The 24,895-nt window shown below is 48.4% G+C and carries 19 protein-coding genes; 18 read left to right on the plus strand and 1 reads right to left on the minus strand.

Annotated elements, in window-relative coordinates:
- Positions 1–93 precede the first annotated feature (93 nt).
- From ACM6JA_RS02740 to ACM6JA_RS02750, 3 genes are read left to right on the plus strand one after another with little or no spacing between them, the layout of a single operon-like run.
- Positions 94–1,713 (plus strand): ABC transporter substrate-binding protein, encoded by a 1,620-nt coding sequence (locus ACM6JA_RS02740; RefSeq protein WP_414851078.1) that lies wholly within the window; start codon positions 94–96, stop codon positions 1,711–1,713.
- Between the two features lie 27 nt (positions 1,714–1,740).
- Positions 1,741–3,189, plus strand: coding sequence for a serine hydrolase domain-containing protein (locus tag ACM6JA_RS02745; RefSeq protein ID WP_414851079.1), 1,449 nt, complete (start codon positions 1,741–1,743; stop codon positions 3,187–3,189).
- On the plus strand, positions 3,186–4,271 hold the full coding sequence (locus tag ACM6JA_RS02750) for a serine hydrolase domain-containing protein (RefSeq protein WP_414851080.1): 1,086 nt from the start codon (positions 3,186–3,188) through the stop codon (positions 4,269–4,271). Before ACM6JA_RS02745 ends, ACM6JA_RS02750 begins: the two co-directional genes overlap by 4 nt.
- 46 nt (positions 4,272–4,317) lie before the next feature.
- On the opposite strand, the gene ACM6JA_RS02755 is transcribed toward ACM6JA_RS02750, so the two are convergent.
- The gene (locus ACM6JA_RS02755; protein WP_414851081.1) at positions 4,318–6,375 is read right to left on the minus strand and encodes a LuxR C-terminal-related transcriptional regulator; all 2,058 of its coding nucleotides are present in this window, start codon (positions 6,373–6,375) and stop codon (positions 4,318–4,320) included.
- Positions 6,376–6,564: 189 nt separating this feature from the next.
- Between ACM6JA_RS02755 and ACM6JA_RS02760 the strand changes: the two genes are divergently transcribed.
- From ACM6JA_RS02760 to ACM6JA_RS02830, 15 genes are all read left to right on the plus strand, one after another.
- Positions 6,565–6,990: a VOC family protein gene (locus ACM6JA_RS02760; RefSeq protein ID WP_414851082.1), complete on the plus strand. Its 426-nt coding sequence runs from the start codon at positions 6,565–6,567 to the stop codon at positions 6,988–6,990.
- Positions 6,991–7,059: 69 nt separating this feature from the next.
- Positions 7,060–9,723, plus strand: coding sequence for an IPT/TIG domain-containing protein (locus tag ACM6JA_RS02765; RefSeq protein ID WP_414851083.1), 2,664 nt, complete (start codon positions 7,060–7,062; stop codon positions 9,721–9,723).
- Between the two features lie 142 nt (positions 9,724–9,865).
- Entirely contained in the window at positions 9,866–10,018 is a 153-nt protein-coding gene (locus tag ACM6JA_RS02770) for a hypothetical protein (RefSeq protein ID WP_414851084.1), read from the plus strand.
- Positions 10,018–11,046, plus strand: a complete 1,029-nt coding sequence (gene moaA, locus ACM6JA_RS02775) for a GTP 3',8-cyclase MoaA (RefSeq protein ID WP_414851085.1) — start codon at positions 10,018–10,020, stop codon at positions 11,044–11,046. The genes ACM6JA_RS02770 and moaA overlap by 1 nt, the downstream gene beginning before the upstream one ends.
- Positions 11,047–11,056: 10 nt before the next feature.
- Complete coding sequence (gene glp, locus ACM6JA_RS02780) at positions 11,057–12,319, plus strand: gephyrin-like molybdotransferase Glp (RefSeq protein WP_414851086.1); 1,263 nt, start codon at positions 11,057–11,059, stop codon at positions 12,317–12,319.
- 164 nt (positions 12,320–12,483) lie between these two features.
- Positions 12,484–14,736, plus strand: a complete 2,253-nt coding sequence (locus ACM6JA_RS02785; protein ID WP_414851087.1) for an ATP-binding cassette domain-containing protein — start codon at positions 12,484–12,486, stop codon at positions 14,734–14,736.
- Positions 14,737–15,004: 268 nt separating this feature from the next.
- On the plus strand, positions 15,005–15,667 hold the full coding sequence (locus ACM6JA_RS02790; protein WP_414851088.1) for a TetR/AcrR family transcriptional regulator: 663 nt from the start codon (positions 15,005–15,007) through the stop codon (positions 15,665–15,667).
- Positions 15,654–16,538 carry an amidohydrolase family protein gene (locus ACM6JA_RS02795; protein ID WP_414851089.1) on the plus strand — a complete coding sequence of 295 codons (885 nt, stop codon included), beginning with the start codon at positions 15,654–15,656 and terminating at the stop codon, positions 16,536–16,538. Before ACM6JA_RS02790 ends, ACM6JA_RS02795 begins: the two co-directional genes overlap by 14 nt.
- Positions 16,525–17,295 (plus strand): enoyl-CoA hydratase/isomerase family protein, encoded by a 771-nt coding sequence (locus ACM6JA_RS02800; protein ID WP_414851090.1) that lies wholly within the window; start codon positions 16,525–16,527, stop codon positions 17,293–17,295. The genes ACM6JA_RS02795 and ACM6JA_RS02800 overlap by 14 nt, the downstream gene beginning before the upstream one ends.
- Positions 17,296–17,321: 26 nt before the next feature.
- Positions 17,322–18,887: an AMP-binding protein gene (locus ACM6JA_RS02805; RefSeq protein ID WP_414851138.1), complete on the plus strand. Its 1,566-nt coding sequence runs from the start codon at positions 17,322–17,324 to the stop codon at positions 18,885–18,887.
- 25 nt (positions 18,888–18,912) lie between these two features.
- The gene (locus ACM6JA_RS02810) at positions 18,913–19,992 is read left to right on the plus strand and encodes a M42 family metallopeptidase (RefSeq protein ID WP_414851139.1); all 1,080 of its coding nucleotides are present in this window, start codon (positions 18,913–18,915) and stop codon (positions 19,990–19,992) included.
- Between the two features lie 40 nt (positions 19,993–20,032).
- Positions 20,033–21,676: an ABC transporter substrate-binding protein gene (locus ACM6JA_RS02815; RefSeq protein WP_414851091.1), complete on the plus strand. Its 1,644-nt coding sequence runs from the start codon at positions 20,033–20,035 to the stop codon at positions 21,674–21,676.
- 30 nt (positions 21,677–21,706) lie between these two features.
- Positions 21,707–23,008, plus strand: a complete 1,302-nt coding sequence (locus ACM6JA_RS02820; protein ID WP_414851092.1) for a serine hydrolase domain-containing protein — start codon at positions 21,707–21,709, stop codon at positions 23,006–23,008.
- Positions 23,009–23,055: 47 nt separating this feature from the next.
- Positions 23,056–23,994 carry a nickel ABC transporter permease gene (gene nikB / locus ACM6JA_RS02825; protein ID WP_414851093.1) on the plus strand — a complete coding sequence of 313 codons (939 nt, stop codon included), beginning with the start codon at positions 23,056–23,058 and terminating at the stop codon, positions 23,992–23,994.
- Between the two features lies 1 nt (position 23,995).
- Positions 23,996–24,889 carry an ABC transporter permease gene (locus tag ACM6JA_RS02830; RefSeq protein ID WP_414851094.1) on the plus strand — a complete coding sequence of 298 codons (894 nt, stop codon included), beginning with the start codon at positions 23,996–23,998 and terminating at the stop codon, positions 24,887–24,889.
- Positions 24,890–24,895 lie beyond the last annotated feature (6 nt).

Raw genomic sequence — 24,895 nt, forward strand, 5'->3', positions numbered from 1 at the left:
ACTCTTTGTTACAGCATGCGAAGGAGGTGAAATCATCTGTCATCATCGGAAGTTCTTTCAAAAAGAAAAGGGTAGGAGGTGGCATGCTGACACATGAAGAAAAACAAGCGAAAAACGTACAGTGTCTTTTGGGGGGGATTTGTCACTCTATGTATGTTCTTGGTGGTTGGTTGCAGCACGCAAACAACTGTGCCAGCCGAGCAACAGGAGAGTGCTGAACCCAAAACGGGCGGAACCATTACAGTAGCGTACCCTTATGAACCGGATACGTTAGATGCTCACATGTCTGCTGGATCTGCTGGGGTCTATACCTGGTTGCTCGGTGGATCACTGCTATATAAGGATCCTGCCACAAACGAATACAAGCCCTCTCTGGCAAGTAACTATAAAATTTCTGAGGATGGCAAAACGTGGACCTTCACCATTCGTTCCGGGATTACCTTTCACGATGGAACACCTCTGACTGCAAAAAGTTTTAAGGAAACCTTCGATCGTGTTCTCAATCCGCAGACAAAAGCAAAAACAGCCGCTGAAGTAATGGCTCCAATAAAAAGTGTAAGAGCGCCAAACGATCAGACCCTCGTTCTGGAACTACATGATCCTAATACTGCCTTCCTCGATTCGCTTGGGAATTATGTAACACAGCCGCTATCGTTAAAAGCGATTGAAAAGGCTGGAGAGGACTATGGCCGGAGTCCTGTCGGAGTAGGCCCGTGGAAGTTTGAGAGCTGGAAAACGGGCGAAGGTGTCACCTATGTTAGAAATGAAGCTTTTCAGTGGGCAGAGCCATATTATGAAAATCAAGGTCCTCCAAGAGCAGACAAACTTGTCATAAAAGCGATTGCTGACAGCCAACTCAGGTTATCAGCGCTAGAGAGTGATGCTATCGATGTAGCGACGGAAATCCCTGTGAAAGACGCAAATTATTATCGGAATAATTCGAAATATGAAGTGATTGAGCGCTTACGCCCAGGTCTGGGCTTATTGATGGAGATGAATCTGAAGAGACCACCGTTTGAAGATATTCAGGTGCGAAAAGCATTTCAAATGCTCGTCAATAAAGAAGCCATTATCCAAGCTGTTACGCAGGGAGAAGGCGAAGTAGCCCATACACCGTTATCTCCATCGACGCTAGGGTATGACAAATCCTTAGAGAAGTACGGGTACGCGTATAGTGTGGACGAAGCAAAGAAATTGTTGGACGATGCTGGTTGGAGAGTAAACGGAAATGGTGTGAGAGAAAAGGACGGAAAAACACTGAGTCTGAAGTTACTCAGTACCGCAGATTTTGACAAAGAAGCCCAATTGCTCCAAGCCATGCAGGGAGAGGCTGGTATCAACATAATGATTCAGAATCTGGAAATAGCTGGGTACATGCAGGAAGTCGTCAAAGGAAATTTTGATGTAACGTTGATTTCGGGTGCCTATGATGACCCTGATATTTTATACTTTTATTTTCATTCCAGAGGTGTCTACAATCTGTCTGGTGTAAAAGATGACAAGCTGGATGCCCTCCTTTTGAAAGGGCGTACAACCGTACAGACTGATGCCAGAAAGCAAGTGTATATGGATGTACAAAAGCAACTGATTGAGCAAGCGTATGTTGTCCCTCTCTATTACGAGAAGGCCTTTACTGTCTTAAACGCTCGAGTAAAAGGAGTAAAGTGGACATCTGTCATGCCGACATATAATGACAGTTGGATCGAGAACTAACTACATGTCAACAAAGGAGAGAAGCGCATGCAAAATATCGGATGGATTGATTCTTTTGAAAAATATGCTCAAAAAATGATAACAGACAGTCAGGTTCCTGGTGTTTGTATGGGATTAGCAAAAGATGGTCAAATCTTCTATAGTAACGGATTTGGCTTCCGTGATGTCGAACGACAGTTAGGAGTTACAATCGATACGGTATTTGGAATTGGATCCATAACAAAATCCTTTACCTGTGTGGCGGTCATGCAATTACAAGAAGCTGGTAAGTTATCCGTACATGACCCTGTTGTCAAATACTTGCCGGAATTCCGTCTGAAAAATATTGATGTGGGGCAGATCACGATTCATCATTTTATGACGAATACGAGTGGAATTCCTCCCTTACCAACATTTTTTGCTAGTGTAATGCGAAGCTTGGAAGCGAAGGAGTTAGAAGACTTTCCATTCTTGCAAAACCAGACAGATGAAACGGTACCAATCGATACGTACGAAGACCTGATGAGTGTTATTTCTACATTAGATTTAGAGCTTTTAGGGCCACCAGGTACAGAGTTCAGTTATTCCAATGATTGTTTTGCCTTGCTGGGAGCGATTATTACGCGCGTCAGCGGGATGTCGTATGAGGCTTATGTCAAGGAGCATATCATAGATCCAATCGGGATGGAGCACACGAGCTTTTTTCTGGAAGAGCTGAATGGCTATGAGAATATTACAAATCTGTATATCATGCAAGACAGAGGTGATCACAAGGAAGTGATTCCATCTCTGAATTGGTGGGATACTCCCGCTTCTCGGGCGGCAGGATTCCTAAAATCAACGGTGCGGGATATGCTGCAATATACGGACATGTTCTGCAAAGGTGGGCTTACAGCAGGGGGAAAACGTATCCTGACACCTGAAAGTGTACAACAAATGATGACCCCTTATTTTCCGACTGATATGGTACCAGGTCAATTTTACGGGTATGGCTTGGTCATAACCTCAGACTACTACGGAAAAACGCTAGTTGAACATAGTGGTGGTATTAAAGGGGTTACGGCTCAAATGTGCTTCTTTCCCGAAACAGGCCTGGCCGGAGTGGCACTGTCCAATCTAGAATTGTCGCCGGTCTTGGCGGTTATGTTGGGTGCGCTAAATAGTCTGGAAAACCGCCCTCCTGAATCCTCCCATCTGGTTAGCAAGATTGATTTCCTAACCGAGGAAGCTATGGATCAATACGCAGGGGATTATCAATCGAGTGAGTTTGGGACATTGCCGATCCGATTGGAAAATGGTCAGCTGATGCTCTCCTTTTTGGGAGAAAACTACGTAATGAGACCGTTTGCTGAAGATCTCTTTGTAGTCCGGGCTTTTGGAACCGATTTCTCCGCACGGTTTATCAGATTGGGAAATAATGAAATTGTGCGAATGGCTTTTGCTGGAAGACAATTTACTATTCAAGATAAAAAAACGAGTGGGGGAAACGAAAAATGACCCAGCGAGCCAACGTTAGTGATGCGAGATACCACCAGCTTGATGAGCTTTTCTCTACGCTTGCCGAACAAAACAATTGGAACGGCAACATCTTGATCTTAGAAGAAGGGAACGCTTTTTATCAAAATTCCATAGGAATGGCCAATCTGGAAACGGCTGAAAGATTGTCACCAGATTCGGTATTTGAACTCGCATCGGTTTCCAAGGCGTTTACAGCAATGGGCATCATGATCTTGCAAGAGCAAGGCAAGCTCGACTATACAGATAAAATTGACGCCCTCCTTCCAGATTTTCCTTATGCCGATATTACGGTAGAGAATCTACTCGTACACACATCTGGTTTGCCTGATTACATGGAGTTGTTTTCTGAATCTTGGGATAAAACGCGAGTGGCTACGAATCAAGACATACTCGAACAGCTAATCAAGCATCGACCCGATGTGTTGTTTCAACCCAATGAAAAGCACGCGTACAGTAATACCGGCTATGCTTTATTGGCTTCTATCGTAGAACACGTAGCTGATACACGATTTGCCGATTTCTTGCAGCAACAGATTTTTCAACCACTAGGTATGCAAAACACGAAAGTGTACAACCGAAGATATTCTCCTGAGTTGATCCAGCATTACGCCTATGGATACGTGTATTCTCCTCACTCTGAAGCATTTGTGTTACCGGATGAATCGAGTGAGCACGATTTTGTCATTTATCTGGATGGCATTCAGGGAGACGGTGCGATCAGTTCGACACTGGATGACTTGCGTAAGTGGGACAGAGCCCTTTACACAGAAAAGCTGGTAAAAAAAGAAACGCTAGAGAGAGGGTTTTCTCCCGTGCAGCTTACTGACAATAGTATATCTAATTATGGTTATGGCTGGCGGCTGCGTGAAAATCAGGTGACAGGAAAAGTCGTGCATCACAGTGGAGGCTGGCCGGGGTATCGAAGCTACTTGATAAGATATATTCAAACAGATAAAACGATTATTTATCTCACAAACGTGGATCAGGAACGTGAGTTGACGGAAAAGACTGTAGGGGCAATCGAGAATATTTTATTTGAACGACCGTATATCATGCCCTAGCCATTTAAAAAGAGGAGCCGCCATCTGCGGTTCCTCTTTTTTCGTCCTACACAAGCATTTTTTTCACCAACTGTGTCCGGTTGCTGACATCCATCTTCTCAAAAATCGATTTCAAATGCTTTTTTACAGTGACTTCACTCAAATACAAGCGGGCAGCGATTTGCGCGTTCGTCAATCCCTCCAGCACAAGGGCGGCTACTTCCTGTTCTCGTGCCGTCAGCATGCTCAATTCTATCGTTGTGACTATGCCTGGTGACGTCGGTGGAGCAGCAGCTGGAATCGCTTCTTCTTCCAGGGGCAAATCCGCATCCAATCCGGATCGTTTGAGCAGCTTTTGCAAATAAGCGGGGAGATGCTCGCCTTGCGTATCACGGAAAAATACGAGGGTGGGTGTTACTCCGTCATAATTGGTGTGGGTGGCGAATTGGGCAATATCAAATCCCAAACTTTCGTGGGCAGCTTTGAAAAAAGGAAATGGTGCAGGTGAACACAACAAAAATTCTCCGGTGAACATCAAACCATGCAGCATATGACCGATGGCTGTATGTTGGGAAACATCCTCATAATCGTCTTGATGAATGGTGTGAATGAACCAGCCAGCCCGTGTGTGTTCCGGCACGCTGAACCGTTCTAGCTCTTGTTTGGATAGAGCGGTGAAATAGGAACGAGAGCCGGAATGTTCCATCAGGTAAGGAAGGGTTTTTTCGTTGATGGGAACAACTGCGGCAAGAGCCGAGATCGCTCCGTTTTCATTGCGCAGAACGCGAAGCACGTCGTATCCCAGCGAGAATAAACGGTCATGATCAAGCCAATTCAATGGGTACAAGGTTTGCTCCGCTGTCAGGTGAAAATCAAAATCGCGGTTTGTGTGCGGATCAAACAGCTTGATCGTTTTAGGGGAGGGAGAGTGCCGCTGATTGCGGATATACTCCAGCAGTTCCTCCCGATGACCAGTGTGCATCGATTCGAACGGTTTGGGTAATGGATCGAACCAATTTAAAAAGGCGCGAATGAGTGCGTCACCTAAAAAGAAGGTAAGCTCCAAAGCTTCTGGTGTGCGGACCGAATGCGCTGATTTGGTGAACTTCTCATAATAGTAGTGAACGGCCCGCTTCTGCAAATCTGCAAAATGAAGCGGAGTCCGTGCCCGCATATCCTGAGCAATGGATTCTCTCATCAAGGAATGAATCGTCCAGCCGCTGTCCACTTTCCGTACAAATGAAAATCGGATCAATTGGAAAAACTCAGACGCCGTAATTTCCCTTTTCAATAAAAAAGACAGATTATCCTGATTGAAGTGGCGCAAAACAGCAGCTGCTTCCACAAGAGGACGCAAATGCTCGCCGGGAACTTCGCGCAGCCATTGGCTTACGACGAACGGCAGCGTATGCATTTCCTCATGAAAAGCACCGTTTTCTTCCTGATCTCTCGGCTGCAAGGTAAAGGACAGCAATGACAGGGTAAGGGGATGCCCTTTGGAGCGCCGCCACATTTCTTGGATGATAGGCGGTTCAAAAATGTGACAGTAATGCGCATACCGCTCGACAGCATCGTAAGGAAGATGGGACAAAGGGACCCTACTGATGAAGTGCCGCCAACCGGGCGAAAGAAGCCAAGCTTCAGACAGCGGATGCCGCCCTGCGATCACGATCAGGATATTCGCGCTTATTCGTTTGAAAAAATATTCGCGCAGCCAATGGTCCAAGCCGTCCAAGTTCTCGTAAATGTCGAGAAAGAGGACGAGTCTCTGATCAGCTGCTTTTTCATTCAGCTTCGAAACACATTCCTCCAACAATTGGGAAGGATGCTGCTCTTCTCCCTTATGATAAACGTGCAATGCCTGCAAAATTTGTAGGCAAAAATCAGAGGGCGTGTGCCAAAATTGCTCGCTGTCCAAAGAGAGAGTAGCTGCTTGACGCAGATGAGCCTGCCGCCTGAACTCGTCGAGCAAATAGCTTTTTCCCACGCCTGTGGTCCCGAAGAGATTCATGATTTTTTTGGAGCGCCGCTCATCCGCAAGCAACTTCAAAAAATGAAGGACTTCCTCGGTTCGTCCTACCAACAGACGACTTTCCAGCTCTTCAAAGCTATCCTGATAATTCATAGCCTCACCTGCTCCATCACAAGGTTTTACCTTTTTCTTCCTACGATTTTACTACGCTTCTTTTATACTGGGTACTCATATTTATCGCACGGGTATCCTTTTGGATGCATCCTTTCGAGTAATATCGAGCCCCGTATTCTCGGTGTTAGGATGAAAACAGGCGAGTCAACACGAAAGGATGGAGGGAACATGTCAAAGCTAAGCCGCTTGGGTCACATTTCCTTATATGCGCATGATGTTCGCAGATTGGCTTCTTTTTATGAAACCGCACTAGAACTGGCAGTGGTGAACCATAGCGACGAAACGGCATGCTTGGCGATTGATCCGCAATCGGGCAGGCATGATTTGCTCATCCTGAACAATCCGCATCATGTGCATCTGGCTTTTTGGGTGGATACGTTGGATCACTTCAAGGAAGTGTGGAGAAGGCTGACGGAGCACGGTATTTTGGCACATGGTCCGTATGTGGAGAGCGAATATGCACGTTTTTCTTTTCTTGATCCGGAAGGCAATCATGTGGAGATTATATGGGCGCATCGAGGGGAGATACTCCCTCCACAAAGAAGAAAAATCAGCTTTCGGGAGTTAGGGGAATTCGGTGTTAGCCAAGAATAATTATCTATGCAGTGGAGACTGGCTCGCACAAACTATTTCATTCATGGTGATAAGGGAGAGGAAAAAAGAATGTCAACTTCTACAAACACGTTCAATGCAGGGGGAAATACGCTCGGGATTACGACCATGGCTGTGAATCCGGCTTCCTTCCAAGCAGCACCCCAAATGGTTCAGGATCGAATGACGTATCATAAAGCGGTGCTAGAGTCATTCGGGATTACGTCCCTGTCCAGTCTGGGGTCGCTCAAAATCCGCGGAACGATTGTACCTCAGTCGGGATTGACGAAACCAACCCCCACGCTCGTCAGTGGGAATACCATGATTCAGTCTGCGTATCGAATCGACTCAGCCAAATCTACTCCAACGTTGCAAATGTTGAGCGGAAAAGCGGAACTGTTACAAGCAATTCCGTTTCCTAAAAAAATGACGGCTGCATTAGCTGTACCGTCTCCTGCTTCGGCCTTGAATATATCGGTAGACACTGCCTATTGGGCCGCATCGGAAATTTATATCGAGGATGGAACGAATGTTATTTTGAAATATCCGCAGCGCTACTTGATCATCATCGCCGAAAAGTTGACGGTCGGACAAAATGTTACATTTACATGGGAGCGTCCTTACCGCTATGTTCCAGCCAAACGACAAAAACCAATAACACCGCCAGATGCACCGATGTCTTCGACGCTCTCCGGCATTCCGGGTACACCTGGAACACATGGATTGCCCGGAGACCGTGGATTCGACGGCGCTGCTGCTCCTGAACTCGAATTATGGGTCCTCAATATGGAGGGACGTCCTCATTTTGACTTGAAAGGGCAAGATGGCACACAAGGTGGGCCTGGGCAAGACGGTGGAGATGGTGGCAGAGGAGGAAAAGGCAAGCCGGCCGAATTGGATTGGGCAGGTTTCTGCAAAGCCGGAGCAGGAGCAGGTGGAAATGGAGGAAGTGGCGGTGCAGCTGGCTACGGAGGCCCGGGTGGCAATGGGGGCGCTGGCGGTCGGCTGACCCTGTACGCGCCACAAACGATCATCCAAAATTATTCGCAAGGCTTTGCAATCACGATTGAGGGAGGCAGCCCGGGGGCAGGGGGAATTCCTGGCAATCCTGGAGCAGGCGGACCGGGTGGAGCCGTAGGTGACACCAAGAATGGAAAATTCGGTACGGCATGTGGTCCCGGGCCGAGAACGGCAGGTCAACCGGGAGCGCAGGGTTCATTTGCCGATGCTGGTCGTGTCGGATATGCGGGAGGCCGAGTGTCTGAACCTGTCAGCTTTCGTGCCATCGACGCAGATGAATTCAGACGCAAGCTCTTGGAGCCGTCGATCAGCCATGTATCTCCGCTCTATGCATTCGCAGGTGATACAGTGACGCTGGAAGGAAGTCGTTATACCAAAACCGATGTGGTGCTGATCGATGGCACAGAAACGAAAACCCAGGTAGTAAGTGATACTATGCTCCATTTTGTCTTGCCTTTCGTGACAGGAGGTTCCCATACGCTCCAAGTACGACAATCAGATATGACTCTTTCCAGCAAGGCATCCGTCTTCGTGAATCCACGAGTCATTTCCGCCCAACAGGAGAATCAAGTGAAAACACGGGTGAGGCCCGGACAAAAAGTGATCGTGAATGGAAGCGGCTTTTCCGAAGGGACTCTCGTCTTGGTAAACAACCAAGAAATGTCTGATGTACGGATGGTAAGTTCGACGCAAATGGAATTTACCTTGATTCGACCGGCCGATGTTGAGAGCAATCCAGCGGGTGAACAGGTGACCCTGAAAGTGCGGCTTTCCGATGGCACACCTTCGAATGAAATTCCACTGACCCTAGAAACTTTCCATATGCTCGTGATGGGCGATTCCGTGAGCTGGGGGCAAGGCTTGCAGGAGCATGAGAAGTTTTATTCCATCGTGGGTGCAGCCGTTCAGGCCAGAGAAGGAAATATCAAGCAATATACACAAGTACTCGCTCATTCCGGAGCCATTATTGGAGAGGGTAAGGATGATGTAGTGGCCCCCGTAGACGGCGAGGTACCTAAATCGTTCCCAACGATCCTGCAGCAATGTGCGTTCTTCAAAGGCGAGGCTGACTTGGTGGATCTGATTCTTTTGGATGGAGGTATGAACGATGTCGATGTTCGGACAGTTCTGAATCCTTTCCATCCAGCCGATTTGGGGAAATTACATTATGACTATTTCTTTGTGAGCATGAAGAAATTGCTGGTCGAGGTGACGAATAAATTTACACAAGCCAAGGTCATCGTTACCGGTTATTATCCACCTGTGTCTGAAAAGAGCGATATGGCTGTGGTAGAAGCACTATTGATCGGCGTAGGGGCCATTGTCGGAGGTGTCGGCGGCGGTGCAGCCGGAGGAATTCTGGGTGCAGCTGAGTTGGAAAAGGTATACAAACGTTGTGCCCAGCTTGAAGCAGAATCAAAGCTCTACCTGCGTAAAGCCATCGATGAGAGAAATGCGGAGCTCGATAAACCTCGTATCTTTTTCGCCGATCCGAATTTTGGTCCGGAGCATGCGGCGCTGACGGATGATCCCTATGTATTCGGCATCAATTTGGACCTGACTCCTCAAGACCTGATCGCAGCCGAGCGCCTCGTCTCCTGCACAGAAGCAGGGTGCACAGGCTTGGATTTCGAGATTTGCAAGCGTGCCTCGATCGGTCATCCCAATCAAAAGGGAGCCCAAGCGTACGCAAACGCAATCTTGCCTCTTCTGTAATCAATAGAATCATAGGATGCTAGCCACAGATACGCTGTCGGAGGAACTGATGTTCCCTGACAGCTTTTTCATGTGCCCGATCCTTCCATGTTATACAAGCGCTCCCAAAAATCCGTATGGGAGGGAAGGGGGAAAAACACTCGTGATTCAACCGGTGTGCGTTTTATCACATGTCCTGCATGATGAATATGGTACTTTGAAGGCAGTGGAAGATTCCATCGTCACAGAGTCATCGATTACGATCATGTCTGACATAACAGATCTCTTCATCGACGAAACAAGGGGGCGTTCATAATGCTGAAAGGGGGAGGTCCAGTGCTTCCAAGTGAATTGGTGGACGCTTTTGGTCGTGTCCATGACTATCTGCGCATTTCAGTAACAGATCGTTGCAACTTGCGCTGTGTTTACTGCATGCCTGCTGATGGAATGGAATTTGAACCTGATGCAAATATCCTGTCTATAAAAGAAATAACAGAGGTTGTGAGGGCTTTGGCCGACATGGGGGTCAAAAAAGTAAGACTGACAGGAGGAGAACCATTGGTCCGCAAAGGCATTGAAAATTTGGTATCCGCGATAGCCGGAATTCCAGGGATCGAAGATATCGCTTTGACTACCAATGGTATTTTCTTGGCGAGAAAGGCCCAAAAATTAAAAGAAGCCGGCTTGAACCGTGTGAATATCAGTCTGGATACATTGAAAGCGGATCGTTTTTCGTTGATTACCCGCGGTGGAGATGTCCAGCGAGTTCTGGATAGTATAGCTGCATGCCAACAAGTAGGGATAGATCCGATTAAGTTGAACGTCGTTCTTATGAAGGGGATCAACGATGACGAAATAGAAGATTTTCTTCAGCTCACGATCGATAGTCATTTACAAGTTCGCTTTATTGAGTACATGCCCATCGGTCACAACGACATGAGGTGGAAGCAGTCCTATCTGCCATTGTCCACCGTATTAGAACGCTGCCATCATTTGAACTGGAAAGTGGCTGCGAGTCATCATGTGCGAGGCAACGGACCCGCACAAACGTTTCGGATAGAAGGCGCCAAGGGCAGTTTTGGGCTTATTCATCCCGTGAGCGATCATTTCTTCGAAACTTGCAACCGACTTCGTTTGACAGCGGATGGAAATATAAAGCCATGCCTATATTGGTCGGATGAGTTTAACGTTCGTAAGTGCATTGGAAATGATGAAGCGGTACGCGACCTCTTTTTCCGAGCATTGCATTTCAAACCACTGAATCACGAAATGGCCAAAGCTTTCGTCGATGAGAGTCAGTCGCATGCACCAACAGGTAGGCGCATGTCTCAAATTGGAGGGTAGTGTAGACGACATGGATAGAGTAGAAAGCGTGAATCGATTTCACCGAAATGCGGTTCAAGTCGTGGAAGCACAGCGCAGAATTGAGCAACATCTGAACCATCTCGGTGTAGAAGAAGTCTCATTGGAAAATGCCTACAGTCGTACATTGGCGGAGGATATCATTGCGTCTGACAACATGCCTCATTTCCGGCGTTCCGGGATGGATGGTTTTGCGATCATGTCCAGTTCAACTCGCGGGGCATCACCTGAATCTCCTATCCTTTTGGAAGTGATCGACAATATTCCGTGTGGAGCTCTTCCTACAAAAAAATTATCGCAAAAAACAGCCTCCCGAATCATGACGGGAGCCATGGTACCTGAAAATGCAGACGCAGTCATCATGCTGGAAATGACAGACGACTTTGAAGAGCAGGGCAAAACATACATCTCGATTAAAAAAGAAGTCCATCCTGGGCAGAATCTGACTCCGATTGGCCACGAAATCGCAAAGGACGCTTGTGTCCTTCAAAAAGGAACAGATATCCTCGCTGGTGAGACCGCGTTGTTGGCTACATTCGGTTTCTCCCGCGTCAAAGTATATAAGCGCCCAACCATCGCGATATTTGCAACAGGCTCAGAGCTTTTACCTGTAGATGCGCCACTTTGCTCAGGTAAAATCCGAAACAGTAACTCTTACATGCTGGCAGCACTTATTCGGGGGTCAGGAGGGATTCCGTTACTGATGGGTTCCATCCCAGACGAAGCGGATCAGGCACAAGCTCTTATTCTTGAAGCATTTTCCGTTGCGGATTTCGTGATCACATCAGGTGGGGTATCGGTAGGCGATTACGACATTCTCGTAGATATTTTTGAAAAATGGAATGGGAAGGTCCTGTTTAACAAAGTAGCGATGCGACCTGGAAGCCCTACGTCCGCAGGGGTTTGGAATGATCAATTTTTGTTTGCCTTGTCAGGTAATCCGGGAGCGTGTTTTGTTGGTTTTGAGCTCTTCGTTCGTCCTGTAATTTTGGGTATGCAGGGTATTCAAAATCGTTACTTGCAGGACTTTACTGCTTTTCTAGGCGAAGACTTTACAAAAGTAAATGCATATCCTCGGTATGTTCGCGGAAAGTCGTATATAATCGATGGCAAAGTATTCGTAAAACCTGTCGGGATTGATCAATCAAGCGTTACGGTCTCCATTAAAGATTCCGATTGCTTGATCAAGATTCCACCTGGAGGGAAGGGTATGCTACAGGGTGATCTTGTCACCGCCTTGATGCTTAGAGGATAATACTCACCTTGCGGGCGTTATAGTGAAAGTAGCGACCTTACCTTGGAAATAATAGGTAAGAGAGCGTGGGTTGGAAGCGAGAACAGCCAGGTACGAAAGATCTCCTTCTGAATGGTACAATGTAAATATAAGTAGAAATGAATACTATCGGAAGGATGTTTGGCATGAGCGAATCTAATCAGGAGTATATCGTAATCTCCGGTGCGAGGGAAAACAATCTCAAGAACGTATCCTTGCGCATTCCCAAGCGGAAGATTACGATCTTCACCGGTGTATCTGGATCCGGCAAGTCATCGATTGTCTTCGATACGATCGCCGCAGAATCCACGCGATTGCTGAATGAGAACTTCAGCATGTTCGTGCGCAATTTCCTGCCCCGCTATCCGCAGCCGGATACGGACGCGATCGAGAACCTGAGCATGGCGGTTATCGTGGACCAGAAGCGGCTGGGCGGCGGTTCCCATTCCACGATGGGCACTATTACCGATATTTCTCCCATTCTCCGCCTGCTCTTCTCCCGAATAGGTCAGCCCAATGTTGGACAAGCGCATATGTTCTCCTTTAATGACCCCCAAGGCATGTGTCCCGAATGCAACGGGATCGGTCGCAGTCTGAGCGTCGACATGAGCAAGGCGCTGGACATGTCTAAGTCGTTGAATGAAGGGGCAATCATGCTGCCGGACTATAAGGTAGACGGCATGGAATGGAATATGCTCGTGCAGACGGGCTTTGATCCTGACAAGAAGCTGAGCGATTATTCGGATGAGGAGCTTGAGCAGCTGTTGTACGCCAAGGCGAGAAAAGTGGAGATGCAATTCGCCGGGAAAGCCGTGAATATTACAGTAGAAGGCGTCATTGAGAAGTTCACCAACAAATACATCAAGCAGGATCTAAAGACGAAATCTGAGCGTACACAAAAAGCGGTTGCGCCGTTCATCTCCGAAGGCTCTTGCTCCAGCTGTCATGGTGCGAGACTCAATCAGGCCGCACTCAACTGCAAAATCAATGGCCTCAACATTGCAGAGATGTCCTCCATGGAGGTCGGTCGGCTAATCCGGGTCATTCAGGAGATTGACGATTCAGTCGCCACACCGATGGTCAAGTCGCTGACGGAACGGTTGCAGCATCTAGTGGATATCGGACTGGAATACTTGACGCTGGATCGTGAGACGGATACCTTGTCCGGCGGTGAGTCGCAACGTGTCAAGATGGTGAAGCATCTGAGCGGAAGTCTGGTGGATGTCACTTACATTTTTGATGAGCCCAGCGTTGGTTTACATCCCCGAGATGTACACCGGTTAAATGAATTGCTTCAAAAGCTGCGCGACAAGGGCAATACTGTCATTGTCGTCGAGCATGATCCCGATGTGATCAAGGTGGCAGATCATATCGTCGATGTCGGTCCTCATGCTGGCAGCCACGGCGGTACCATCGTGTATGAAGGAAACTTCCAAGGCCTGCTGGAATCAGGGACGCTGACAAGCACTCACATGAAGCGGCCGATCCAACTGAAGCAAGATTCAAGGAAGCCGTCCGGCAAGATGACCATCCAAAATGCCACACTGCACAATCTGCGGAACGTGAGTGTAGATATTCCAACCGGAGTGCTGACAGTAGTTACGGGTGTCGCCGGATCAGGTAAGAGTACGCTGATTAACGATGTATTCCTCAGCAACCATACGGATGCGATCGTCATCGACCAATCGGCGGTAGGCGTGTCCACGCGCTCGAATCCAGCGACCTACACAGGGATTATGGATGATGTGCGCAAGGCGTTTGCTTCCGCGAACAAGGTCAACCAAGGCTTGTTCAGCTTCAACTCCAAGGGGGCTTGTGAGAACTGCCAAGGTCTAGGTGTTGTGTATACAGACCTAGCATTCCTTGAAAGCGTCAAGCTGCCGTGCGAAGTCTGCGGAGGTAGACGGTTCAAGGAAGAGGTGCTCGCGTACAAGCTGAATGGCAAGTCAATTGCAGAAGTGCTAGAGATGACTGTGGAGCAGGCATTGGAATTTTTTGAGCTAAAAGAGGTCGTGCGCAAGCTCCAGGCGATGAGTGATGTGGGGCTGAACTATATTACACTCGGCCAACCACTCAGCACACTCTCCGGCGGGGAATGTCAGCGCATCAAGCTGGCAAGCGAACTGCACAAGAAAGGCAGCATCTACGTGATGGACGAGCCGACGACTGGCTTACATATGTCCGATATCGGTCACCTTCTGGAGATCATGAACCGCCTCGTAGATGCAGGCAATACGGTAATCGTCATCGAGCACAACCTTGATGTGATCAGCCAAGCGGATTGGATTATCGATATGGGACCGGACGGAGGCAGCAACGGCGGTCGGGTGGTCTTCGAGGGCACACCTCCGCAGATCATCCATGCGGAACAATCGATCACGGGAAGATACTTGAAGTAATGCATCAAATCCACTTATGGGATTCCGACATAAAAGCTGCTATGGCATAACGAATTCAGATCTCCTCATGGGAAACCGGAGGAGATTTTTGTAATGCCAAAACAAATATCAGAAAATAAAAAATAGTCTTGACAATAAAGTGAGTGGTCAGTAAAGTGGTGATTACAAGCAACCTATCGATCGATCGATCGACAAAAAACCGCCACAAGTAACTGGACATGAGAGACTCTCGTTTCCTGCAATCATCAGTAGAAAGGAGCGCGCTTTTTTGACGAAAGAAAAAATATTTCAAGCAGCATTACGGCTATTCGCAAGAAAAGGTTTTGAAGCAACCAGCATACGTGATATCGCTCTAGAAGCAGAGGTAACTTCCTCCACCCTCTATCATTACATGAAAACAAAAGAGGATCTGCTCGTTGCCATCATGCAAGAAGGGTTACAGACCCTTCTTCGAAATGCAAAGGAAGTGCTCGCTGAGCTTGAAGCGCCCGAACAACAATTGGCAGCGTTTGTACAGCTTCATGTTGGCAGCCATGCCATTGACAAGCTAACAGCGCTAGTAGTAGATACCGAGTTCCGTGCGCTGACAGGAAATACGCGCGTAGAAATTGCCAGGTTGCGCAGTGAATATGAGTTGCTCTGGCATCGTATTTTAACGGGCGGATTAGAGGGGGGCGTATTTACGATAGAAAATACCAAGCTTGCCGTCCTGGCTTTGCTTCAAATGTGCACGGGTGTCGCCCATTGGTACTCGCCCGATGGCCCAAATTCATTGGAAGAGATCAGCTTGAATTTTTCCGATATGGCGCTTGCACTCGTTCAGGCAAAGCGGAACGGACAGCAACTTACTGTCTCCGATTTGAATCTGCCTGAACCCGCTCGTTTTTTTATGAAACCATGGCTGGGGGCTACTGCGCATGAACATTCTTGATGCCCGTGTCCGCTTGCCACAGCAGTTCCGTGAGGCACGCATAGATGATATGCGAAATGAGTACGTCGCTCAATATGATGCGGTGTTACAAGTAAGATCGACTATCGCGAAAACGCTCGACGATTTGATTCAAGAAATGAAAGAATCAGGAGTAGGTCACGCCATTATGCATGCAGAATACGAATTCGGCGAGGATGGGGATGCGCTGAATGAAGCATTGGCAAAAGTCATATCCGCTCACACCGAGCTCTTCTCAGGATTCGGTACGATTTCAATGGAGCATTTCAGACCGATGCGCGCTGTCCAACAAGTGAGCCGCATTAGTGAGCTGGGCTTTCTGGGAGTAAACATCCAGCCTGCATTTTTTGAGATGCCGATCGATGATCGCAAATTATATCCCGTATACGCAAAGGCTGCCGAGTTAGGCTTGGCAGTAGCCATTCATACGGGAATTAATTATTCGATGATTCATCCCATCCGGAATGAACACCCGCTGTTGCTGGATCAAGTCGCCTGTGATTTTCCAGAATTAACATTGATCGCGTGTCATGGAGGGTGGCCCTGGGTGCCTGAAATGGTTGCCGTAGCGCGCAAGCACCCCAATGTTCTGATGGATTTGGGCGGGCTTTCTCCAAGGTATTTGGGGGTGCAAGGAGCAGGGTGGGAGATGATGTACAGGTTAGCAAACAACCTCTTGCAAGATCAAATCCTCTTTGCAACAGACTGGCCTGTATTTCCTCTGAAACGCGCGATTGCAGAATGGAAGGAATTAAGTTTAAAGCCCGAGGTGCTAGAGAAGGTGCTCGGTTCGAATGCGAGAGCATTGTTTTCCAAAATAAAGGCGGAGGTAAAAAAGAATGATAACACCTAAGGCGGTGGTAGAGTGTGAGATCCATCAAGAGATAGGCTGGATTCACCTGAATCGCCCCGAGCGGTTAAATGCGGTGATTCCACAATTGGTAGAGGAGCTGTATGGATCGCTCGATAAGTTGGAACGGGAAGGAGTAAGGGCAGCAATACTGGCTGGCCGCGGAAATGCTTTTTGTGCAGGACATGATTTGCGTCATGAAGAAAAGCCTGCAAATGAGGCTGAGCTTCGTCTTAATTTACAGAAGATTCAGGATATAACACGAAAGATCCAGCGTGTTCCTTTTCCGGTGATCGCTGCGGTCCATGGTTATGCATTAGGAGCAGGGTGTGAGTTTGCGCTCGGATGCGATTTGATCATCGCCGCTCAAGATGCCGAATTCGGCTTTCCGGAAGTGAGTGTGGGACTTAGTGTTACCGGAGGAATCTCGCATATCCTTCCCATCGCGATCGGACTGGTCCGGGCGAAAGAATTGCTGTTTTCGGGCGAAAGGTTTGGTGCATCGCAAGCACTGCATCTAGGACTCATCAACAAGGTAGTGGATCATAAAGTGTTAGCTGAAGAAGCTGACAAGTGGGCGAAACGGTTAGCTGAGCTCCCGCAAGTAGCGCTTGCAAAAGCCAAATTTGCGCTAAATCGCGGGGCACAATGCGATCTGGAGGCAGCTTTTGAATTGGAGATCGAGCATGCGCTGGCAACCGTGCAAACGATCGAATCCAAGCAGGCGGCTGAAGAGTTCCGAAAAAAAGGATCGGTATAGAGAAGGAGGGCTGAAACCTTTTGGACATGCAAGAAATCAAGTCTTTGACGGCACGGGCCGCCAAACGATGGGGAGAAAAAATCGGGCTTGTCTTTGATGAATGGAATGAACAACTGTCATTTCAGGAGATAGAAGACCGTTCCAACCAGATCGCCAACATGCTCCAAGTGCTGGGCGTAGGCTATGGGGATCGGGTAGCCGTCATGTTGAGGAACCAGCCGGAATTCCCGCTTACCTGGCTGGCGTTGGCAAAACTGGGCGCGACTATAGTGCCGATAAATGTAAATTACAAAGAGTACGAAGCACAGTATATCCTCCACCACTCCGAAGCAATCGTTATCGTAACTTCACAGGAGTTTATCTCCCTGCTACAGAAGATCAAACCTTCCTTACAAACCCTCAAAACAATCCTCTCAGTAGACCAATCAGACGATCCCAACGTTGTCGATTTCAGAACGATGTGTGAAACAGCGTCCACGACTCCAACAGCGCTTACCGTTTTTCCTGAAACTTTAGTCAACATCCAATATACATCCGGCACGACAGGCTTACCCAAGGGGTGTATGCTTTCACATGAATATTGGCTCACCATAGCAAAAAAGATGGTCGAGCAGCATCCCAATTTGACCAAATCAGATGTACTGTTAACGGCGCAGCCCTTTTACTATATGGACCCGCAATGGAATTTGCTGGGTGCGATCGCTGTGGGGGCAAAGCTTGTGGTTCTCGATCGATTTCATCCCTCTACATTTTGGCAGAAAGTACGGCAATATGGCGTTACCTTTTTCTACTGCCTTGGGATCATGCCTACGCTAATGGTCAAAGCACCACGCTCGCCAGTAGACAGGGAAAATAACGTCCGCACCATCCTTTGCTCGGCCATTCCCCCGCATCTGCACCGCGAATTGGAAGAGCGATGGGGCGCGCCATGGTATGAGGTTTTTGGCATGACAGAGACAGGTGGAGATATTTCGGTAAAACCACACGATCATGACCGATTGCTCGGAACAGGCTGCATCGGAAAACCGGATAAAGACCGGACCGTCCGCATAGTTGATATTCACAACCACCCCGTTTCGAGGGGCGAGGTTGGCGAGCTCCTCCTACGCGGCTTGGGGATGATGGATGGCTACTATAAAGATCCTGATGCGACTTGCGCTGCCTTTCAGGGCGGCTGGTTCCACACCGGAGATTTGGTGCGAATGGACGAAGACGGATACATCTATTATGTCGGCAGAAAAAAGGAGATGATTCGCCGGAGCGGGGAAAATATTTCGGCTGCTGAGGTTGAGGAAGTCATGAAAATGCATCCGGCCGTGCAATATGCTGCCTGCCTTCCAGTGAAAGACGAAATACGCGGGGAAGAAATCAAGGCATACGTGGTAGTGAAAGCGGGCCAAACGGTGCCTCCTCATGAATTGATCTCTTATTGCACCGAGCATCTTGCTTACTACAAGGTTCCACGATATTGGGAATACCGCAGTGAATTGCCTCGTACCCCATCTGAACGTATAGCCAAGCATGTACTGGCGAAAGAAAAGGAAGATCTTCGCATCGGTTCCTATGATCGCATTGATGATAGCTGGAGATAACATGCAAATGGAGAGGAAGATATGGATGAATAGTTGGGTAAAGGTACTGAAAGAGCTGACAGAGGCTTCGGGAGTTCCCGGACAAGAACAGGAAGTGCGAGAATTAATGCACACGTACTTGGAACCGCTTACAGAAGAAGTGTTCACAGATAATCTGGGAAGCATAATCGGGCGAAAAACAGGCCTGGCCAATGGACCCAAGATCATGATGATGGGCCATATGGATGAAGTGGGGTTCATGGTAACGCGTGTCATGAAGGATGGATTCATCGCCTTCCAGCCGCTTGGTGGCTGGTGGTCGCAGGTGATGCTGGCACAGCGCGTAAACATTAAAACATGCAAAGGGGATATTGTCGGCGTAATCGGGTCAAAACCGCCGCATCTGCTGTCTTCGGAAGAACGAAAGAAAGTGGTTGAGATCGAGCGGATGTTCATCGATATCGGAGCATCCAGTGCAGAACAGGCAAAGGAGCTGGGAATACGCCCAGGTGATCCGATTGTGCCGATCTGCCCTTTCACGGTGATGGCGAATGACAAGATGTATATGGCAAAAGCGCTCGATAATCGCGGCGGTTGCCTGACAGCCATTGAAGTAATGAAACAGTTGCAACAAACGGATCACCCCAACATCGTATTTAGCGGCGCTACTGCACAAGAAGAAGTGGGATGCCGCGGCGCATTCACGAGCACGTATATGGTGCAGCCAGATCTATTCATTGCATTGGAGACGGGGATAACGTTTGACACGCCGGGAAGCACCGACTCTCCTAATTTGCCTGATATCAAGTGCGGAGGCGGGCCTACGATTGGTCTGTTTGACGGCTCGCTCGTGCCCAATCCGAAATTGCGGGATCTGTTATTTGATACGGCTGAAGAGGAGGGAATCCCGTATCAATATGCTGCTATTTCAGGTGCGGGTACGGATGCAGGAGCTGCTCATATGGTTGGCAAAGGGGCTCCATCTATAGTCATTGCAATCCCTGCGCGTTACATTCACAGTCACGCTTCGATTCTCCATCATGATGATGTGGAAAATACGGTGAAATTGCTGACGGCTCTCGTCAAAAAGCTGGATCAAAAAACGGTTGATTGGCTCAAATCGTAGGGGGCGAGGATATTTCCCAAACAAGGGAGTGGTGTCATTCATGGGGATAAGAAAGCGGGAAACCGCCACGTTTGTGAGCATTGTCCTTTCCTGTTTCGTACTGCTGGCAATCGTGTCCGGCTGCGGGACGCTTGCCACGAAACCAGGTACTGATGAAGGAAAAAAAGATGTCAATATAGCCGAGCAAAAGGGCGGAACGATCACAGTTGCGATCGGCAGTGAACCAGATACACTGGATGTCCACAAATCGACAGCGTTAAGCACGGAGGGAGTCGCACTCAATCTAGGGGGGGCTCTCCTTTACAGAGACCCCCAAACAAATGAGGTCAAGCCCCATCTGGCCGAATCGTACTCCATTTCGGAAGATGGGAAGACATGGACATTTCGCATTCGCAAAGGCGTTACCTTTCATGATGGGACACTGCTTACTGCACAGGCGTACAAGCGAACGTTTGAACGGGCCATGTCTCCGGAAATCGCTCCGAAAGGCGTAGGGATGGTTCTTGGCATCGTCAAATCGATCAAAACACCAGATGATCAGACCCTTATTTTGGAGTTGAATGAACCGTCTGCCACACTCCTCACCTATTTCACTTCCGCGAGCTGGATGCAGCCGCTCTCGGTGGACGCGGTGCAAAAGTTTGGGGACCAATACGGAAGGAATCCGGTCGGTGTCGGTCCATGGAAGATGGAGAGTTGGAAATCAGGAGATTCTATCACGCTGATTCAAAATGATGCGTATCGCTGGGCAACGCCCTTCTTTAAAAATCAAGGACCACCGAGGCCGGACAAATTAGTTCTGAAATTGATTCGAAATCCGCAAACGGCTGTCGCTGCTTTGCAAAGTGGAACCATCGACATCGCTGATCTGCCTGCGAAAGACGCGAAGAAATTCAAAAACAACAATCGTTTTACGGTACTTGAGCAGACAAAGCGCGGCCTAGGGCTGTTTGTCGAGCTGAACTTGAATAACGAGATTTTGCAAGATAAAAACGTACGCAAAGCGTTGCAAATGGCAGTAAAGAAAGATGCTATCGTGCAGTCGCATCTGCAAGGCGAAGGAATTGTTGCAGATGGTCCGCTGCCAGCAAATTTGTTCGGATACGATCAATCCATTGCTCAATATGCATACAAATACAACCCCGAGGAAGCGGTGAAGCTCCTGGAAGAAGCCGGATGGAAACTGAATGCACAAGGGATACGGGAGAAAGCAGGAAAACGGCTTCATTTCGAATTGTTGAGTATGGAAGTATGGTCTCAACCTGCCCAGTTGATGCAAGGAATGTTCAAAGCGATTGGGGTAGACGTGAAAATCATTACTCTGGAAGGTAACGCAGTCGACCAGTTAACTGCTGCCGGCACATTTGACTTGGCGCTGGATGGATACGTCGCTGATGACCCTGATATCTTGTTTCCGTTCATGCATTCAACCCAGATCGGTGGGATGAATCGTTCAGCCATCCATGACAAACCGATCGATTCCTTGCTGGAAAAAGGACAGGTGACGATGAAGAGCGACGATAGAGCGAAAATCTATGAAGATCTTCAGAAGCGCGCTGTGGAGGAGGCGTTTTGGATTCCCATTTACACGGAAAAACGGTTTGTCGTGGTAAACAACCGTGTTCAGGGACTGATGCTTGATCCATCCGGACTGAAATTGTATCAGGACGTGTGGGTTAAGTAAGGAGGAAATAAAAACAAGGAGAACGGGGTCATGAACAATCAGGAATGGATCGTGAGTTATGAGGAATTTGTCCGAGAAACAATGTTGGGAAGCAAGGTGCCTGGAGCTGCAATTGGAGTGGCCAAACACGGACAGCTCGTTTATGCCAAAGGCTTCGGCTATCGTGATGCCGAGCAAGGTCAGGTAGCCACAGTTGATACTTTGTTCGGAATCGCTTCGATTACGAAATCGTTCACCGCTATTGCGATCATGCAGCTACAGGAAGCCGGAAAACTGACGGTTGCCGATCCTGTTTCTCGTATTTTGCCAGAGTTTCATGTAAAAACGGGAAGTGAAACGGAAGCAATCACCATTCACAACTTTCTAACCCATTCCTCCGGTTTGCCGCCATTATCTTGCGTCGATGAAGCACTCAAGCGTGGGATGAATACCTATGAGGAATTGATGACCTATATGGCACAACTGGATTTTACTTTATTGGGCGCACCAGGTACGGAGTTCAGTTATTCCAATGATTGCTATACGCTACTGGGAGCAATTGTTGAGCGGGCAAGCGGCAAGCCATATTCGACGTATGTGAAGGAGCATATTCTCCAACCAGCGGGAATGCAGCATAGTTGCTTTTCTTTGGTGGAGTTGCACGGGTACGAGGATAGGACACCGCTATTTGAGACACCGCCGTTTCAATCATCCGGCGGATTAAAATCAACGCTCACCGACATGATGAGATACACCGAACTGTTTCGAACGAAAGGTTTGATTGGCAAGGAACGAATTCTTCGCACCGAAAGTGTGCAGCAGATGACTACCCCTTATTTCCGATGCGAACATAACCAATATTACGGGTATGGTGTAGCGATTACACCCAATTTCTACGGTGCTGTGATGCTGGGCCATAGCGGCAGAGAGAAAGGGATCCAAGCCTACATGAGCATCATCCCCGAGAACGGATTGGCTGCCGTGGCGCTCACCAATCTCAGCGGTTCGCCGGCTGCCGCATTAGCACATGGGACGTTTCACTGCATCGAGAATCGTCCGGCGAAATCAACGCATGTCACGTATAAGGAATATGACCTCCCGACAGATCGTCTGCTTGAATATGCTGGCGAGTACGGCTCTCTGGAAGGAATTCATCTTCAGGTAAGCGTGGATGCAGCCACGCTGATCGTAACGGTCGATCATTCGGACTCATTCTCTTTAAAAGCTATCGACAAAGACGTTTTTCTCGCAAACGTTGAAGGGTCGGATCAAACCGTACGCTTTATACGAGACGGAAGTCAAACGGTAATTCGCATGATGGGCTCCTATCGCCAAATTCCCAAACGAGTTTAGCTTGTAAGCAATGAATACGCATTCTGGAAGAGAGGAGTGAACGAATCATGAAACAGTATTTGTTGAATCGGATGCTATCAGGAGTGATTGTCCTCCTCGGCATTTCCATCTTTTCGTTTGCACTCGTTCATTTTATTCCTGGAGATCCGGTACGGATCATGTTAGGGGAAAAGGCTACAAAAGCACAAGTGGAACAGTTACGTGAACAAATGGGGCTAAATCAGCCCCTTCCTCATCAGTACCTGACCTACATGGAAAAAGTCATCCAAGGGGATTTCGGGACTTCCTTACAAACAGAAAGACCTGTCATCGTGGAAATGATGGAGCGGTTTCCCGCAACGGCCAAGCTAGCCTTCGCTGGGATTGGCATCGCGGTCGTGATTGGCTTAACGATGGGAATTATCGCAGCGAAATACAAGAATACGCTCTTGGACTTTATGCTGATGGTGGTAGCTTCGATCGGATTATCGCTGCCGAGCTTCTGGTTGGGGTTAATCGTAATCATGTTATTTTCCGTTCAATTAGGCTGGTTTCCAATCGCGGGCGGTACGGGATGGAAGGATCTTATTTTGCCTGCTTGTACCTTGGGCGTTTTGTCTTCCGCGATGATCAGTCGACTGACGCGTTCGGGTATGGTCGAAGTGCTTTCCCATGATTACATTCGAACGGCACGGGCCAAGGGATTGAGGGAGTCGATAATCCTTTTCCGACACGCCTTGTGCAATGTCATGATTCCTGTTGTAACGGTGGTAGGCTTGCAAATCGCGACTCTGCTGGGCGGGGCGGTTATCATCGAACAAGTGTTCAACTGGCCTGGAATCGGCACATTGGCTATCCGTGCGATTTCAGCCCGTGATTTTCCGATGATTCAGGGAATTGTGTTGCTTATGGGCTTCGTCTATGTCGTGGTAAATATGATGGTCGATTTCCTCTATGGTTTGATTGATCCGCGTGTCGACCTCATTACGGAAAAGGAGGGGCGGTAACTTGAATGAGGTGAGCAAAACTGTCGCACATGGGGCAACGCATGCCAAATCCCCGATTTTTCCCAAGCTTGCCTTTTGGGGGAAAATCAAGAAACAGCGAGCAGCAAAACTAAGCTTGGTGGTGCTTTTACTCATTTCTGCGATCGGAATCGTCGGGCCTTGGATCGCTCCTTATGACCCTACTGAAAGTAATTACGAAGCCTTTTTGCAAGGCCCGTCTGCCAAGCATGTTCTCGGAACGGATGCGATCGGCCGCGATTTGTTTTCCCGTATTTTATACGGAACGCGCGTTACGCTTGTGGTTGCTATCATGGCGGTCGGCATCACAGTAGCGGCAGGAACGATGATTGGTGTCATCAGTGCGTATGTGGGAGGATTTATTGATCACCTGCTCATGCGGATTATGGATATTTTGCTCGCCTTGCCGGGGATCATATTGGCCTTGGCCATTGTCGCGGCACTTGGCCCGAGTCAAACCAATGCGATGATCGCAATCGGCATTTCTTCGATTCCCAGCTTTGCGCGTCTGATCAGGGCAGCGACGCTCGTGATCATGTCGTCTGGATATGTGGAAGCCAGCAGATCGATCGGGACGCCGAGCTGGTGGATCATTCTTTTCCAGGTTCTCCCCAATATTACGAATGTATTGTTCGTTTACATGACACTGTTCGTCGGGGGAGCGATTCTCGATACGGCTGCATTGGGCTTTATCGGCTTGGGCGCGCAGCCGCCGACTCCCGAATGGGGGACCATGTTGAATGAAGGAAAAGATTATTTGTCCGATGCCTGGTGGCTTGCGACATACCCGGGATTGGCCATCACCATTGTCGTGTTGGCAGTAAACCGGCTGGGAGATGCCATGCGTGATATTTTTGATCCTCGTACGCAAAAGTAAAAGGGC

The organism is Brevibacillus sp. IT-7CA2, from assembly GCF_949767855.1.
GTDB lineage: Bacteria > Bacillota > Bacilli > Brevibacillales > Brevibacillaceae > Brevibacillus.